The organism is Streptomyces sp. NPDC030809 (assembly GCF_055572195.1).
Window position 1 is genome coordinate 97385 of record NZ_JBVIDV010000018.1, and the last position, 14083, is coordinate 111467.

Genomic DNA, 14083 nt, shown 5'->3' on the forward strand with positions numbered 1-14083 from the left:
ATCACGCTGCCGGTAGGGTGCGCTGCATGATCACCTCATATGCGGGTCTTGACGATGCGGACGTCGCGACGGCTGCCGCCCTGGCCGGGGCCGAGGTCGTGCACGCCATGTACGGGCAGCGGCTCGCCCGTGTCGACAAGGGTGCGGGGGACTTCGCGACCGCCGCCGACATCGAGGCCGAGAAGGCGATACTCGGCGTCCTGCGCGCCGCCCGGCCGGAGGACGCCGTGCTCGGCGAGGAGGGCGGGCAGCAGGGCGCCCGCGGCGCGGGCCGCCAGTGGCTGGTGGACCCGCTGTGCGGGACGCTGAACTACGCCGTGGGCACCATGCTGGTGGCGGTGAACGTGGCCCTGCGCGGTGGCGCGGCGGCGGTGGCGGACCCGTTCGGCGGCGAGGTCTTCGTCACCGACGGCGAGCGTGCCTGGGTGCGCCGGGACGGTGCGGACGCCCCCGCGGCGCCCGCGTCCGACAGCCGCCTGGTGGACGTCAACCTGGACCCGCCGTTCCCGAGCGCCCCCGGCTTCCGCGCCGTCGAACTCCTCGCCCGCCAAGGCTTCGTGGAGCGGTTCCGGCCCCGGGTCGGGTCCACGACCCTGGCCCTCGCCTGGGTGGCGGCGGGCAAGCGCGCCGCCTACGTCACGGACGGCGGTGACCTCACCGGGAGCGTCCACTTCGCCGCGGGCATCGCGCTGTGCCGGGCTGCGGGCTGCGTGGTCACGGGCATCGACGGAGCCCCGCTCGGACCGGACGGGCGCGGTCTCCTCGTCGCGGCCGACGAGGAGACCCACCGGGAGCTGCTCTCGCTGGTGTCGGCAGGCCCGCTGGGGAGCTGAACCGCGTGCTCCGGTGGGCTTCCGGCCGTGGTCGGGGGCCGGGGCCGGGCGAGACGGGGCAGGGGCCGGGCCGGGGCCGGAGAGGCGTGCCCGGCCGGTTCGCCCCGTCAGCCGAGCACGAACGGGAGGCGCTTCGCCATCCCGCCCAGCGCCGTCCGCTCCGCACCGGTGGGCGCACGCCGTCCGGTGCCGAGCAGCAGCACGTCCTCGTCCGAGAGAGATCCCGGGAAGGCGGCGCCTGCGATCTCCTCCAGCAGCCTGCGCGCCCCGGCGAGGCCTTCCGCCGGCGGGCGCGCCGCGTCCGGGAGGTGCGCGACCAGGTCGAGGTGGTGCAGCGTCCACTCCAGGACGTATGCGGAGAGGTAGTCGCCCGCGGTCAGGACCTCGCCGCGGGTGCCCACCGCGACCCGGGGGTCGGCCAGCGCGGCGGCGCGGCCTGCGGCGGATCCGACGTCCTCGAGGTGGAACTTCAGCAGTCCCGGATCCTCGTACGCGGCCGCCAGCCGGACGGTCAGCGCATCGAGCGGGTCCTCGCCGGTCGGGGCTCCGTCGCCGACCTCCCAGTAGGTGGCGGCGTTGCGGGTGGGCTCGGCGTCCGAGGGGGTCGCCAGGGTGATCAGCACGTCCTGGGCGTCGATGACCAGGTGGCAGACCAGGTCCTGCACCAGCCACCCGGTGCAGCCCGAGGGCCGGGCGAAGTCCCCGTCCGGGAGCGCGGCGACCGCCGTGCGCAGGGCCGTCCACGAGGTCGAGAAGAGGTCCACCACGGCAAGCTAGCAGGGCGGCCGGACCGCGACCGCCAAGGTTTGCGCCATGTCGGAACTGAAGGCGCGCAACGTCGGTCCGCGATCGCCGCGGCGATCTCGGGCCGCACGGCTGCCTTCATTCCGGCAGCCTACTGCGCGGGCCAGGGCCAGGCGGTGTCGGAATCGGTGCGGACGGTGCCGGTTACGACACTCGCGGACCGGGCAGGCCGCTCCTAGGGTCGAGCCATGACCACGTACGACACGAGTTCCGCCGCCCCCGTCCGCACGCGCACCCACACCTGGGAGCCGCGGCCCGAGAAGGCACCCGAGCTGCTCGGCATGAGCGGTCTGGAGATCCTGCGGGCCGCGCACCGGGGCGAGCTGCCCGCGGCCTCGATGATGAGCACGCTGGGCTTCCGCCTGACGGAGGTCGGCGAAGGCCTCGCCGTCTTCGAAGGGGACCCCGGCGACCACCTGCTCAATCCCATGGGAACGGTCCACGGCGGCTTCCTCGCCACCCTCCTCGACTCGGCGCTCGGCTCCTCCGTGATGACGCGCCTGCCCGCGGGGACCGCGTACACGACCGTCCAGCTGGGCGTGCACATGATCCGGCCGGTGCTGGCGGACACCCCGGCCCTGCGCTGCGAGGGCCGGGCCCTGCACGTGGGCCGCACCACCGCCACCGCCGAGGCCCGCGTCATCGGCACACACGACGGCAAGCTGTACGCCCACGGCACGACGACCTGCGCGATCCTGCGCGCCTGAGGCGGCGGCGGGGGGACCGGGCCCGGCCGCCAGGTCCAAGATCAACACGTGCAGAATGACCTGTATGCCGATAACGAACATGCCCAAAACGGCCACGGTCGATGACGCTGCGCAGGTCGCCGGCACCCTGGCGCGCGCCTTCGGCGACGACCCGATGATGTGCTGGTTCTTCCCCGACGACGCCACCCGCGAGGGCGCGCTCCGGCGCTACTTCAGGACGCTCTTCACCCGGCAGTACGTCCACCACGCCGTGTGCGAGCGCACCGCGTCCTCGGCCGCGTTCTGGGTGCCCCCGGAGGCGCAGCCCAAGGCCGTCCCCGACGCGGACGCCATCCGGGAGCTCCAGCACATCCTGGGCGACCGCGCCCCCGCCTTCCGCGAGGCCGTCGAGGCGGCCGCCGCGCACACGCCGGCGCAACCGCACTGGTACCTGGCCCTGATCGGCGCCGACCCGGCCGCCCGGGGCCAGGGGCACGGGGCCGCCCTGCTGCGCTCGGGCCTTGCCAAGGCCGACGCGGCGGGCCTGCCCGCCTACCTCGAATCCTCCAAGCCCGACAACCTCCCCTTCTACGAGCACTTCGGCTTCGAGGTCCGCAGCGAGCTCGAACTCCCGGGCGGCGGACCCGTCCTGTGGGCCATGTGGCGCGAGCCCCGCCCCACGGCCTGACCCGCACGCCGCCCCGGTGCCCCGGGGCCTCGGTCGTCCTGCGGGGCGGGGTCGGCGAGCAGCAGTGCGCCGCAGGAGGCGGAGCCGTGGAGGCGGATGCCGCGCCGCAGGCAGCGTGGGCGGTGTCCCGGACCCCAGCGGAGCACGGGCTTCTCCTCACGGCGACGACAGATGCACCTTCGGCGGTATGCACCCCCGCCGACGTGCGGCAACAGGATTGCCGCCCCCGTCCCCACCCGGCGGCCGGCCATGGGGACGGGCTGCGGGGGCAGGATGGGGGTAGGGGAGCGGCAGCGCTCGCCGCCTCCCGCGCGAAGAGGAGGTCGAGCCGTGTTCTTCATGGACCGTCGTGACGCCGGCCGGCGGCTGGCCGCCCGGCTGGGACACCTCAAGGGCCCGGGGGTGCTGGTACTCGCCCTGCCGCGCGGCGGGGTGCCGGTGGCCGCCGAGGTCGCCGAGGCGCTGGACGCACCGCTCGACATCTGCCTCGTGCGGAAACTGGGCGTGCCCTACCAGCCCGAGCTGGGCATGGGTGCGCTCGGCGAGGGCGGCGTACGGGTGATCAACGACGAGGTGGTGCGGGCCGCGGGGGTCCGCGGGGAGGATCTGGACCGGGTCGAGGCCCGGGAGCGGAAAGTCCTGGCCGACCGTGCCCGGAAGTACCGGGGGGACCGGGAGCCGGCGGAGCTCGCGGGCCGCACGGTGCTGATCGTGGACGACGGGGTCGCCACCGGGTCCACGGCCTCCGCGGCCTGCCGGATCGCGCGGGCCCGGGGTGCCGGACGGATCGTGCTGGCGGTGCCGGTGGCGCCGTCCGACTGGGCGGACCGGCTGGGCGCGGACGCCGACGACCTGGTCTCTGTCCACGCCCCGCAGGTGTTCTACGCCATCGGCCAGTTCTACGCCGACTTCACGCAGACCGAGGACAGCGAGGTCATCGCCTGCCTGGAGGCGGCAGCGGCCCGTACGGCCCGCGGCCGCCGGGGCCCGCAGGCCGGGGCGGGCGCCGGTGACCGGGACGGGCGGCAGCCCGGCGGAGGCGGGGCGGGCACCGAGGAGGGCCCCCGCGAAGTGGAGGTGCGGGCCGGTACGGTCACCCTGCGCGGGGAGCTGACCGTGCCGCAGGGGGCGGTCGGGCTGGTGCTGTTCGCGCACGGCAGCGGGAGCAGCCGGCTCAGCCCGCGCAACCGGTTCGTGGCGGCCGGCCTCAACCGGGCGGGCCTGGGAACCCTGCTGTTCGACCTGCTCACGCAGGACGAAGAGGCCGACCGGGCCAACGTGTTCGACACCCGGCTGCTGGCCGGGCGGCTGGCGGACGCGACCGCATGGCTGCACGGGCGGCCGGAGTCGGACCGGCTTCCCGTCGGGTACTTCGGCGCGAGCACCGGGGCCGCCGCCGCGCTGTGGGCGGCCGCGGAACCCGGCGCCCGGATCGCCGCCGTCGTCTCCCGCGGCGGCCGGCCCGATCTGGCCGGCCCGCGGCTGCCTTCGGTGGCGGCGCCCACGCTGCTGATCGTCGGCGGCCGCGACCACGCGGTCCTGCAACTGAACCGGGAGGCCGGGGCCCGGCTGCGTTGCGAGCACCGGCTCGACGTGGTCCCCGGCGCCACCCACCTCTTCGAGGAGCCGGGCGCCATGGAACGCGTCACCGACCTTGCCCGCGGCTGGTTCACCGACCACATGGCACCGGCCTCCCACGCCGCGGCCTGACCCGCCGCCCCGCGCCGCGGAGGCCGCCGCCGTCGGGTTCCGAGGGCGCTGCCTACGGGTGGACCGCCGCCGCCTCGTCCGCCTGCGGGCGGCTTTCCGCGGCGCCGGCCGCGGGAGCCCCCGAAGCAGCAGGGGCCCCTTGGCCCCCGCGGGTCCAGAGGAGGGCGCCGGCCAGGAGGACGGCAGCTCCCACGAGCCAGGGCACCGGGCCGGTGGGCAGTCGGCCGACCAGCAGGCCGACGAGCGCGCCCACCAGCTGGAGGGCCAGGGACTGGACGGACAAGTGCGGTGGCCCGGCCCGCGTCGCTGACGCGGCGGTGCAGGAGGTCGTTCTGGTTGGGGCCCGCCGCTCCGAGGCCCACGTACACCAGGGCGTAGCCGGAGACCGCGAGGACCGCAGCGGCCTTGCCGGTGAAGGCGGCAGTGGCGCCGAGCAGCAGGAGGCCGCCGGTGCTCGCGCCGAGGGCCAGGAGCACCGCCCGCTCCCCGCTGCCCGCGAGCCGGGCGGCGAGGGGTGCGGAGTTGCTGCCGAGCGCCGAGCATATGAACCCGACGCAGGCGAGCCCCGCGAAGAGCACGGCCCCCGACTCGGAGGCACCCGTGAGACCGGCCGCCCGGTTGGGCGTGAGCAGTTCCAGCGCGGCCAGGGCCCCGCCGGCCGCCCCGGCGGTCATCAGCACCCGCCGGACGAGGGCGTCCCGGCCGCCCAGGCGGAGTCCCCCGGCGATGGTCGCCGGTATGCCGCGCAGCACGGACCGGAGGGTGGCGGCCGGCCGAGGGGGCTCGGGCAGGGCGGTCAGGACGTAGAGGACGAAGACCACCTCCACCGCGGCGCCGAGGAGCACCGGCACGGACAGCGGCAGGACCAGCCCGGAGGTCGCCGCTTCGAGGCGCGCACCGAGGTCGGGTCCGAGGCCGAGGAGCCAGGGCAGGGAACCGCCGAGGAGGGTGCCCGCGGCCAGGGCCGCGGAGGTGACGGAGCTGCCGCGGGCCAGCCCGGGGCGCAGGTCCGCCTCGGGTCCGGAGTGCGCCCGGACGGTGTCCACGTACCAGGCTTCGGCGGGCCCGCTGGACAGGGCGCGGCCCGCCCCCATCAGGGCCGTGCCGAGCGTGAGGACCAGGGCGCTGCCGCCGAGTGCCTGGAGGGTGAGCGCCAGGAGGTTGCACAGCCCGGCGGCGGCGAGTATCGCGCGGCGTCCCAGGACGTCGGAGAGTCCGCCGGTGGGAAGCTCCAGGGCGGCGGCCGTGAGCGAGTGTGCGGCGATGAAGCCGGCGATGGCCGCCATCGTCATGCCGCGTTCGGTGAACAGGAGGACCAGGGGGGCGATGGTCAGTCCCAGCGGGAGCCAGAACAGGGCGCTGACCGTCGCATAGCGGCGGCGCGCGGTGCGGGGATCGAGAGCAGTGCTCACGACGCGTCCTCCCGATCTGCAGGGCCGCCCGCCGCGGGCCGGGCAGCCGCGGCCTCGGCCCCGGGGTTGCGCGGGGCCAGGGGCAGGCCGGCGGCGACCACGACCACGTGGGCCGCGCGCGGGTCCTGCGCGTCGCGCTCGGCCAGCTCGGCGACCTTCTGCTCGAACACCTCCCAGAGTTCGGTCAGCGACTCGGGGGTCAGACGGGGCATCAGATCGCTGATCCCGGACGGCTCCACCCATTCACGGCCGAGTCGCCCCTCGGCGAGGTCGGCCTCGTGCCGGACGAGGGAGTCCCCGAGGTGCTCGATCTGGCGCCGGCGCGAGAAGCCGACGAAAGCCCGGCTTTCGGGCGAGGCCTCCATCTCGGTGTTGCTCCACGAGGTCACGGCGTGCACCGCCTGCCAGCGGCGTTCGCGTCCGTCCCGGTTGCGGGCCTCGGTCACGAAGGCGTACTTCGCCAGCACCCGCAGGTGGTAGCTCGTCGAGGCGGAGGACTCCCCGGTCGCGACGGCGAGTTCGCTCGCGGTGGCAGGGCCGTCCTGCCGCAGCAGTCCGAGCAGTCGGATGCGCAGCGGGTGCGTCAGGGCCTTGAGGGCCCCGGGGTCCCGGCTCGGGTCGAGTACGCGTGCGCGCTCTTCGCTGTCCATGGCACCGAGCGTAGGGCCTGACGGACACTTTCCAAAAGACTTTTTGCAGAATTTCTTTTGGAGACCTGCCTTCCGGTTCCGCGCAGGCCGGCGGGCCGCGGGAGGGTTTCGGGGCGGCGTCGGAACGCCATACTCCGGACCGGGGGCAACGGGAGAGGAGCGCACGATGGTCTCGGACGGCGAGCGGCCGAGGGCAGTCCGAGGGGCCCCGACGGGTCGAGCGGCCCGGACGGGTCGGGCAGGCCGGACGGGTCGGGCAGGCCGGACGGGTCGGGCAGGCCGGGCCGCCCTCGGGATGCCCGCCCTCGGGACGCCCGTCCTCGCCGCGGCCGTCCTGACCGCCGTGGCCGCGCTCCAGATGGCCGTGGCCGTCTTCGGGAACCTCACCGACTTCGGCACGAACCGGCAGTTCGTCCGCCACGTCCTGGCCATGGACACCACGTTCCGCGACCCGGACCTGATGTGGCGGGCCGTCGGGTCGCGCGCCGTGCAGGACGCCGCCTACGTGGCCGTCATCGCCTGGGAGGCCGTCACCGCGGTCGTCCTGCTCCGCGCCGCCTGGCTGTGGTGCGCGGGCCTGCGCACCGGGGCCCTCGGCAGGGCGCGTGCCACCGGGAACCTCGGCCTGTCGATGATGCTGATGCTGTTCGGGCTGGGCTTCCTCGTCGTCGGCGGCGAGTGGTTCGCGATGTGGCAGTCCGAGCAGTGGAACGGACTGGACGCCGCCCTGCGCAGCGTCCTCCTGGCCTCGGCCGCCCTGATCCTCGCCCACCTCGCGCCTGCCCCGCCGGAGCCCGCTGCCCCGCCCGAGGCGCCCGCCCTGCCCGAGCCGCCCGACCTGCCGGCGACACCCGCCCCGGAGCCGCCCGAGCCGCCGGCCCCGGACCGTCCGTAACCCCGCGCCCCGGCCGCCCGACGGATCCGGTGCTCAGCCGGAGGCGTCCCGCCGCGCCGCGCCCCACTCCCACATGCTGCGCACCACCGGCTCCAGTGCCCGGCCCTCGCGGGTCAGCACGTACCGGACCCGCGGGGGCCAGCCGGGCATCCGGTGGCGCTCGACCACCCCCGCGCCCGCCAACTGCGCCAGCCGCTCCGAGAGCACCTTGTCGGAGAGGGCGGGCAGTGCCGCGGACAGCTCGGAGTACGTGGCCTCCCCGCGCCGCAGGAACTCGCGCAGCACCAGAGGGGTCCACCGGCCGCCCAGCACGGCGAGCGTGATGTCGACCGGACACGACGGTTCCTCACGTGCCGGGGGTACCAGGGCGCCGTCCGGACAGTCCGCCAGCGGTCCGTCCGGTCCGGCCGCCGCCACGTGGCCAACCGTTTGGTGAGTCACGAAGGCCCCTCCTAACGTCCGTTGAACAGCCCGCCCACGTGTTTCCAGGGGGACCGATGCACATCCACCACCTCAACTGCGGATCCCTCCGCAGGATTCCGCCGGCCGTAGAGGCGGCGACGGCAGCAGCCGGTGCCGCCGCGGACCGCGCCCGCGCCGCCGTCTGCCACTGCCTGCTCGTCGATACCGGTACCGACGGCCTGGTCCTGGTCGACACCGGTCTCGGCACCGCCGACGTGCAGCACCCCGAGCGGACCCTCGGCGCGGACTGGGTGTCCCACGCCCGGCCCGGCCTGCACCCCGAGGAGAGCGCGCTCCGGCAGATCGTCCGCCTCGGGTACGCGCCCGGGGACGTGCGGCACATCGTCCTCACCCACCTGCACCGCGACCACACCGGCGGGCTGCCGGACTTCCCGCACGCGCAGATCCACGTACACCCCGAAGAGCTGCGGGCCGCCACCGACCCGGCCGCGGCCCACCACCGGCACACCCTCGACCGGTTCATGCCGGCGCACCGGGCCCACCGGCCGCACCTGGTCCCGGCCCGCGTGGACGAGGGCGCGGAGTGGTTCGGCTTCCGAGGGGTGGCGCGGCCCCGTGGGCTCGCCTGCGAGCTGCTGCTGGTGCCGCTGCCCGGCCACTCGGCGGGCCACGCGGGCGTCGCGGTGCGCAGGGACGACGGCCGGTGGCTGCTCCACGCGGGGGACGCGTACATGTACCACGGAGAGATCGAAGACACCCCGCCCCTGTCCCACCCCGTCTTCGAACCGGTCCAGGAGGGCGCCCAGACCGACGGCGGCGCCCGCACCGCGACCCTCGGCCGGCTGCGCACCCTGCGCCGCGACCACGGGGACGAGGTCACCGTCTTCAGCGCCCACGACCCGTGGGAGTTCGCCCGCCTCACCGCGGACGACGCCCGGGGCCGGGCCCCCGGCGGGCCGCGCTGACCACGCGGCGGGCGCCCGCCCCGCCGGAGAGGCCGAGCCGGGCGGGGTGATCAATGCCACTGACCCGTGGTGCAGAGAGTCCGGTATTCCGAATGTAAGGTCCGTTGAGGCTCATCGACCGCGAGCCGGTTCGTACGTGAAAAAACAGGGGAAGAGAACACAGCCGTGCAAGGCGACAACATGGCTGTGAGGCGCCCCGCGCGCCTTTCGGCCCTCGACGGCATTCGCATTGCGGCTGCCCTGATCGTGGTCTTCTACCATTACATAGGACTGAATACGGCGTGGGGCGTCAATACGTCCCAACTCTTTCCGGCCCTCCGGCCGTTCGCCGTGTACGGATGGCTCGGCGTCGAGGTGTTCTTCCTCGTCAGCGGCTTCGTCATCTGCATGAGTGCGTGGGGGCGCACCGCAGGGGACTTCGCCGTCTCCCGCATCTCGCGGCTGTTCCCGGCCTACTGGGTGGGCGTGGCTTTCACCGCGTTCGTCCTCTGGCGGCTGCCCGAGGTGTGGCGGGTCGAACAGTGGAGCGACGCCCTCGTCAATTTCTCGATGCTGCAGGGCGGGCTGGGCGTTCCGCATCTGGACCATGCGTACTGGACGCTGTTCGTGGAGCTCAAGTTCTACGCGCTGTTCACCCTCGTCATCCTCCGCGGCGTCACCTACCGCAATTGCGTGCTGTTCTGCGGCCTGTGGACCGTTGCGGGAGTTGCCGCGCCGACCTCGGAATTCCGGCTCCTGCACTTCTTCGCCGTTCCGCAGTACTCCCCGTACTTCATCGCGGGAATCGCCTTCTACCTCATGCGCCGGTTCCGGCCCACCGGCCTGCTGTGGGCGATCGTCGGCTGCCAGTTCCTGCTCGCCCAGCACTACCTGCGCGGGCGCATGGAGACCAATCTGGGCAAGCACCTGGCCGACCAGCTGCCGACCTGGCCCGGACGGGCGGTCATCGCCCTGGGCTTCCTCGTCATGGCGGCGATCGCGCTGGGCCGCCTCGACCGCGTCCAGTGGCGCTGGCTGAGCACGGCGGGTGCGCTCACGTACCCCCTGTACCTGATCCACATGACGGCGGGCATCACCCTCATCCACCACTACCGGGACCGGCTGCCGGCCGGGGTGCTCGTGGTGGGCGTGACCGTCCTGATGCTGGGCCTCTCGTGGCTGATCCACCGGCTGGTGGAGCGGCCCCTGTCGCGCACCATCCGCAGCGGCCTGCAGCGCGGTGTCCGGGACATCCGGATCCACACGCCCCTGCCGCACGGGCCGAGTCCGGCGGCCTCCGCGGCTCCGGACCGTGGCGGTGCCGCGGCCGCCGCACCCGGGCAGGAGCGGGAGCGGCAGTTGGCCGGGGCCGGGGTCTGACCCCGGCCGCCCGTGCTCCGCGCCGCGCCGCCACTGCCGGAGCGCGCTTCCGCTGAACCGGCGCCTTCCGAGCCCCGTCCGTGACCTCCGCGTCACGGACGGGGCTCGGCCGTTCCCGGGGACGGGGAGGGGAGGAAGAGGGCCTCGGCGGCACCCACGGCGGCAGCGGCTCGGCTGCGGACGTGCAGGTGGCGTGCCGCGGGGTGGGCCGGGGGCCGCGCCGGGAGCTCCGCTTCGAGGGCGTACCCGCACCGGCGCGCCACTGCGCAGGAGGCGTCGTTGCCCACCCTGTGCACCAGCTCCAGCCGGACCACCGGCCGCGGGAACGGCCGGTGGCCCTGGGCCCCCGACGCTGCCCCCGCGCCCTCCCCGACGAGCGCCCACCGCGTGACCGCCTCCAGTGCGCGGGCGGCGATCCCCCGGCCCCGTGCCCCGGCGAAGGTCCAGTAGCCCACCTCGGCGGTGCCCGCGGAGCCCGGGGTCACCACCACGTGGCCGAGCGGCGGACCGAAGCCCGCGTCCCCGCGCTCCAGCACGGCCAGGCCGAAGCGGGTGCCGGACTCCCAGCCCTCGGCCTGCCGCGCGATCCAGCGCCGGGCGTCCTCCTCGCCGGTGACCAGGTTCCTGATCCATCGGCGCAGCTCCGGGTCCCGGTGCCCCGCGAGCAGGACTCCGGCGTCTTGGGGTGCCCACGGCCGCAGGGCCAGCGCGGGCAGGGGACCGCTCCGCGGCGCCGACAACAGCACCCCCACGCCCGCCTCCACGGCCACCTCCACCTCACCCCGGGCCGTCGCCGGTCCGGTCGCCCCCATTGATCGGCAACCTACCCCGTACGCGGCATCCCCGCAGGTCGCGACCCTGCGCGCGGGACGGCCGGGGCGGGAAGCCGGGCGCGCCGCCGACGCGGCACGGGGCTCATTCCCCGGCCGCCTCCGCCGCCGGGAACACCGCGAGGGGAGCGGTCCCCTGGAAGAAGGTCTTGGCGCGGACCGCGGCCCGTTCGTCATCGCGCACCTGGCCGGGCCGCGAGCCGTTGCCCAGGAGCACGCCTCCGAAGTGCATGCGGAGGTACGCGGCCGAGTGGTTGAGGGTGGTGACGAGGCCGTCCGCCCGGACCTCGTCGCGGTCCGCCATCACCGTCACCCCCCACAGCGTTCCGCCCGCCATCCGCGCCTTGAACTCCGAGCCCGGCGTGGACAGCCAGCCCGACCAGTAGTCGAGGTAGCGCTTGAGCTGCGCGGACACGGTGTACCAGTACAGCGGTGACACGAGCACGATGTCCGTGGCCTCCTCCGTGGCCCGCCGCAGCTCCGCCTCGTTCTCCGCAGCCGGCTCCCGCCCGTCGTCGTGGCGCCCGTCCTGGAAGTCGGGCAGCACCAACTCGTTGAGGTCCACCCACCGCTGGGCCGTTCCGGCGGGCAACTGCTCGGCAGCCGCGCGCGCCAGCAACTCCGAATTGCCGTCGCTGCGCGAGCTGCCGAGTACGAAGAGGAAAGAACGGTCTTCCAGGGGGCGGTACTTCGCATCTATGGTCATGCCCGCTTCCAACCCCCGCCTCGCCCCGGGAAATTCCCCACCCTCGGCGAGAACCGGACCGGTGGGACCGGCGGGTGCTTGCGGGGGGACCGGCGGCGGCCCGGTCCCGGTCGCGCAGGGGCTCAGAGGGAGGTCGTCAGGGGGTTCGGGAGCGGGAGGTAGCGGGGTTCCGTGCCCGATGCGTCCGTCCAGCGGGACAGGAGGTTGGCCTTGCCCGGTACGGTCGGGGCGGTCAGCAGGGCGGCGAGTTCCGGGAAGGGGCGCCGTCTGCCGTACTCCTCGAACGCCGCACGCGCGATCGGCCACAGGGCCCCGGCGGCGGGCGGGAAGCGGCGGGCCAGTGCCCCCGCGATCTCCGTGAGGTTGTTGACGACCAGGCAGTAGACGAGGCGCTTCCAGGCGGCCTCCCGCGGGGTTAGCGGGACCACCCGCGCGCCCTCCCCGTCCCGGAAGACCGCGTGGACGGGCAGGCCCTGCGCATCGAGCGCCGCCAGCGTGTTCTGGAGGTGGCACTCGACCGAGACCCCGTGGACGGCGTACGCGTCCAGGACCGGCGGCACGAGGCAGCGCACGTACGCCGTCCACCAGCGGAGCGGGTCCGTGAGGCGGTCCAGCGGGCTGCCGTCGAACCCCTCGGCCAGCGCCCCGGTCAGTACGGCGGTGGTGCCCGGGGCCAGGTGGCGGCCGAGGCCCTCGCGGATCAGCACGGGGAACGTTTCCTCCAGCCCGGCCACCGTGCGATGGCCCGGCTCGCGCAGCCAGGCCGCCGGGCCGCCCATCGCCCTGAAAGCGGCGGTGACGAACGGATCGACCTCGCGCATGTGGACGAGCTCGTGGCACTTCATGCGGCGCACGGCGTTGGTGATCCGCACGTCCAGGCTGAACTTGAGGAACAGGTCCTCGGCGGACGGCGACCCGGCCGGCCCGCGGCCGGCGGGCACGTGGACGGTTCGCACGGAGGCGGTCGCGGCGGCCTCCCACGGGGTGCTGCCGAGCCGCACGATCCGGCCGTCGGCGAAAGCCCGCCGGACCTCGGGGCGGTCCCGGGCGAGCCGGTACTGCCACGGGTGGGCGGGCAGCAGGCGGCGGCCGGGCGGTGCCTCGCCGAAGGAGTCGAGGGCGCTGGTGTCGCCCTCCTCGACGACGGCGTCCTCGCGGACCCCCAGCAGGACCAGCGGGAAGCGGCCGTACGCCTCCGGGGCGTAGCGCATCCAGGTGCCGGGCGGGCCACCGCTGCACGCCTTGGGGGCGGGGTGGAACGGGTGGCCCATGACGAGGGCCTGTTCGGAACGCAGCCACAGGTCCGCGGGCGGGGCGGTACGGGCGCGGACGGCGAGCGCGGCCTCCACGGCCGCCCGGCTGGCCGCCATCTCGGCCGCCAGCCCGGGATCCGGCCGGCCGGTGCGGGCGTGCATCTCCTCCGCGGCCAAGGCCACCAGCCCGGAGTGGCGCAGCGGGAGCCAGCTCCCGCCGCTCCACAGCTCGGGCTCGGAAGGCCGTGCCCCGCCCCGGACCCGCAGCAGCCGGCCGCTGCTCCGCAGCCGGTACACGGTGCGGTCCCCGGACGGCGGGGCCGGGGAGGGGGGTGCGGGGTGTGCGGGCGGTCCGGGTCGGCGCGAGGCCGGGGGCGGAGGTGGCGCGGCCGGTGCGGGCCGGGGCGAGCCGGGGGGCGGGGGCTCGGCGGGGCCGGGGATCGGCCCGGACCCCGTGCCGGTGCGGGTGCCGCAGGGGGGCGGCCCTCCCACGAGCTCGCCCCCCGCCGTCCACCCGGCAGCCGCCCCGCCGCCCGCGGGCGCGCCCGCGCCGCTGCCCTCGGCTCCTTCCCCCGCGCCGGCGCCCGTCGCGTACACGCGCCCGGTCCCGGGGGCCGCCGCGCCGCCCCCGGGCCGGTTCACCGCGCCGGTCCCGACCTCGGCCGGGTCCCCGGCACGGCGGGCCGCGCCTTGCTCTGCCGGGTTGTCCGCAGGCGGATGCCCCGCGGCCCTGCCGGTCGCGGGGGCGTCCCCGGTGCCGGGGGGTGCGTCGTCTTCCGGTGGGTCCCCTGCGCCGGTCCCGAGCCCGGCCGTGCCGGCAGTGCCGTGGTCTGAGCGTCCGGCTGCCGAGCCGTCGGCCATGAGGGCAT

Annotated in this window: 13 protein-coding genes and 1 pseudogene; 7 read left to right on the forward strand and 7 right to left on the reverse strand. The window is 75.5% G+C overall.

Annotated elements, in window-relative coordinates; all coding sequences use genetic code 11:
• Positions 1-26: 26 nt before the first annotated feature.
• Positions 27-833, forward strand: coding sequence for an inositol monophosphatase family protein (locus tag ACZ407_RS23500; protein WP_468131286.1), 807 nt, complete (start codon positions 27-29; stop codon positions 831-833).
• 107 nt (positions 834-940) lie between these two features.
• On the opposite strand, the gene ACZ407_RS23505 is transcribed toward ACZ407_RS23500, so the two are convergent.
• A complete protein-coding gene (locus ACZ407_RS23505) occupies positions 941-1597 on the reverse strand; it encodes a maleylpyruvate isomerase N-terminal domain-containing protein (protein WP_468131288.1) in 657 nt (218 codons plus the stop codon).
• 228 nt (positions 1598-1825) lie between these two features.
• Here ACZ407_RS23505 and ACZ407_RS23510 point away from each other — a divergent pair, with 228 nt between their 5' ends.
• From ACZ407_RS23510 to ACZ407_RS23520, 3 genes are all read left to right on the forward strand, one after another.
• Entirely contained in the window at positions 1826-2344 is a 519-nt protein-coding gene (locus tag ACZ407_RS23510) for a PaaI family thioesterase (RefSeq protein WP_468131290.1), read from the forward strand.
• A gap of 55 nt (positions 2345-2399) precedes the next feature.
• Positions 2400-3011, forward strand: coding sequence for a GNAT family N-acetyltransferase (locus tag ACZ407_RS23515; RefSeq protein ID WP_468131292.1), 612 nt, complete (start codon positions 2400-2402; stop codon positions 3009-3011).
• 330 nt (positions 3012-3341) lie between these two features.
• The gene (locus ACZ407_RS23520) at positions 3342-4721 is read left to right on the forward strand and encodes a phosphoribosyltransferase family protein (protein ID WP_468131294.1); all 1380 of its coding nucleotides are present in this window, start codon (positions 3342-3344) and stop codon (positions 4719-4721) included.
• Between the two features lie 52 nt (positions 4722-4773).
• Here ACZ407_RS23520 and ACZ407_RS23525 read toward each other — a convergent pair.
• Positions 4774-6133 (reverse strand): annotated as a pseudogene (locus tag ACZ407_RS23525) (MFS transporter).
• Positions 6130-6783, reverse strand: coding sequence for an ArsR/SmtB family transcription factor (locus ACZ407_RS23530; protein WP_468131296.1), 654 nt, complete (start codon positions 6781-6783; stop codon positions 6130-6132). The pseudogene ACZ407_RS23525 and the gene ACZ407_RS23530 overlap by 4 nt, the downstream one beginning before the upstream one ends.
• A gap of 295 nt (positions 6784-7078) precedes the next feature.
• On the opposite strand from ACZ407_RS23530, the gene ACZ407_RS23535 reads away from it, so the two are divergent.
• Positions 7079-7678: a DUF2165 domain-containing protein gene (locus ACZ407_RS23535; protein ID WP_468131298.1), complete on the forward strand. Its 600-nt coding sequence runs from the start codon at positions 7079-7081 to the stop codon at positions 7676-7678.
• Positions 7679-7711: 33 nt separating this feature from the next.
• On the opposite strand, the gene ACZ407_RS23540 is transcribed toward ACZ407_RS23535, so the two are convergent.
• Complete coding sequence (locus tag ACZ407_RS23540; protein ID WP_468131300.1) at positions 7712-8119, reverse strand: winged helix-turn-helix transcriptional regulator; 408 nt, start codon at positions 8117-8119, stop codon at positions 7712-7714.
• 56 nt (positions 8120-8175) lie between these two features.
• Between ACZ407_RS23540 and ACZ407_RS23545 the strand changes: the two genes are divergently transcribed.
• On the forward strand, positions 8176-9066 hold the full coding sequence (locus ACZ407_RS23545; RefSeq protein WP_468131302.1) for an MBL fold metallo-hydrolase: 891 nt from the start codon (positions 8176-8178) through the stop codon (positions 9064-9066).
• 180 nt (positions 9067-9246) lie between these two features.
• On the forward strand, positions 9247-10425 hold the full coding sequence (locus ACZ407_RS23550; RefSeq protein ID WP_468131304.1) for an acyltransferase family protein: 1179 nt from the start codon (positions 9247-9249) through the stop codon (positions 10423-10425).
• Positions 10426-10517: 92 nt separating this feature from the next.
• Here the strand turns inward: ACZ407_RS23550 and ACZ407_RS23555 are convergent, their stop codons facing one another.
• The 3 genes from ACZ407_RS23555 to ACZ407_RS23565 form a co-directional block, all read right to left on the reverse strand.
• Positions 10518-11237 carry a GNAT family N-acetyltransferase gene (locus ACZ407_RS23555; RefSeq protein WP_468131306.1) on the reverse strand — a complete coding sequence of 240 codons (720 nt, stop codon included), beginning with the start codon at positions 11235-11237 and terminating at the stop codon, positions 10518-10520.
• A gap of 103 nt (positions 11238-11340) precedes the next feature.
• Positions 11341-11961: a flavodoxin family protein gene (locus tag ACZ407_RS23560; protein ID WP_468131308.1), complete on the reverse strand. Its 621-nt coding sequence runs from the start codon at positions 11959-11961 to the stop codon at positions 11341-11343.
• A gap of 122 nt (positions 11962-12083) precedes the next feature.
• Positions 12084-13511 (reverse strand): IucA/IucC family protein, encoded by a 1428-nt coding sequence (locus tag ACZ407_RS23565; RefSeq protein ID WP_468131310.1) that lies wholly within the window; start codon positions 13509-13511, stop codon positions 12084-12086.
• Positions 13512-14083: the final 572 nt, after the last annotated feature.

Excerpts from the sequence above, each read along its gene's own strand:
- ACZ407_RS23500 (WP_468131286.1), top strand. The coding sequence starts at position 27 with ATGATCACCTCATATGCGGGTCTTGACGATGCGGACGTCGCGACGGCT.
- ACZ407_RS23510 (WP_468131290.1), top strand. The coding sequence starts at position 1,826 with ATGACCACGTACGACACGAGTTCCGCCGCCCCCGTCCGCACGCGCACC.
- ACZ407_RS23515 (WP_468131292.1), top strand. The coding sequence starts at position 2,400 with ATGACCTGTATGCCGATAACGAACATGCCCAAAACGGCCACGGTCGAT.
- ACZ407_RS23530 (WP_468131296.1), bottom strand. The coding sequence starts at position 6,783 with ATGGACAGCGAAGAGCGCGCACGCGTACTCGACCCGAGCCGGGACCCC.
- ACZ407_RS23535 (WP_468131298.1), top strand. The coding sequence starts at position 7,079 with ATGCCCGCCCTCGGGACGCCCGTCCTCGCCGCGGCCGTCCTGACCGCC.
- ACZ407_RS23545 (WP_468131302.1), top strand. The coding sequence starts at position 8,176 with ATGCACATCCACCACCTCAACTGCGGATCCCTCCGCAGGATTCCGCCG.
- ACZ407_RS23550 (WP_468131304.1), top strand. The coding sequence starts at position 9,247 with ATGGCTGTGAGGCGCCCCGCGCGCCTTTCGGCCCTCGACGGCATTCGC.
- ACZ407_RS23555 (WP_468131306.1), bottom strand. The coding sequence starts at position 11,237 with ATGGGGGCGACCGGACCGGCGACGGCCCGGGGTGAGGTGGAGGTGGCC.
- ACZ407_RS23560 (WP_468131308.1), bottom strand. The coding sequence starts at position 11,961 with ATGACCATAGATGCGAAGTACCGCCCCCTGGAAGACCGTTCTTTCCTC.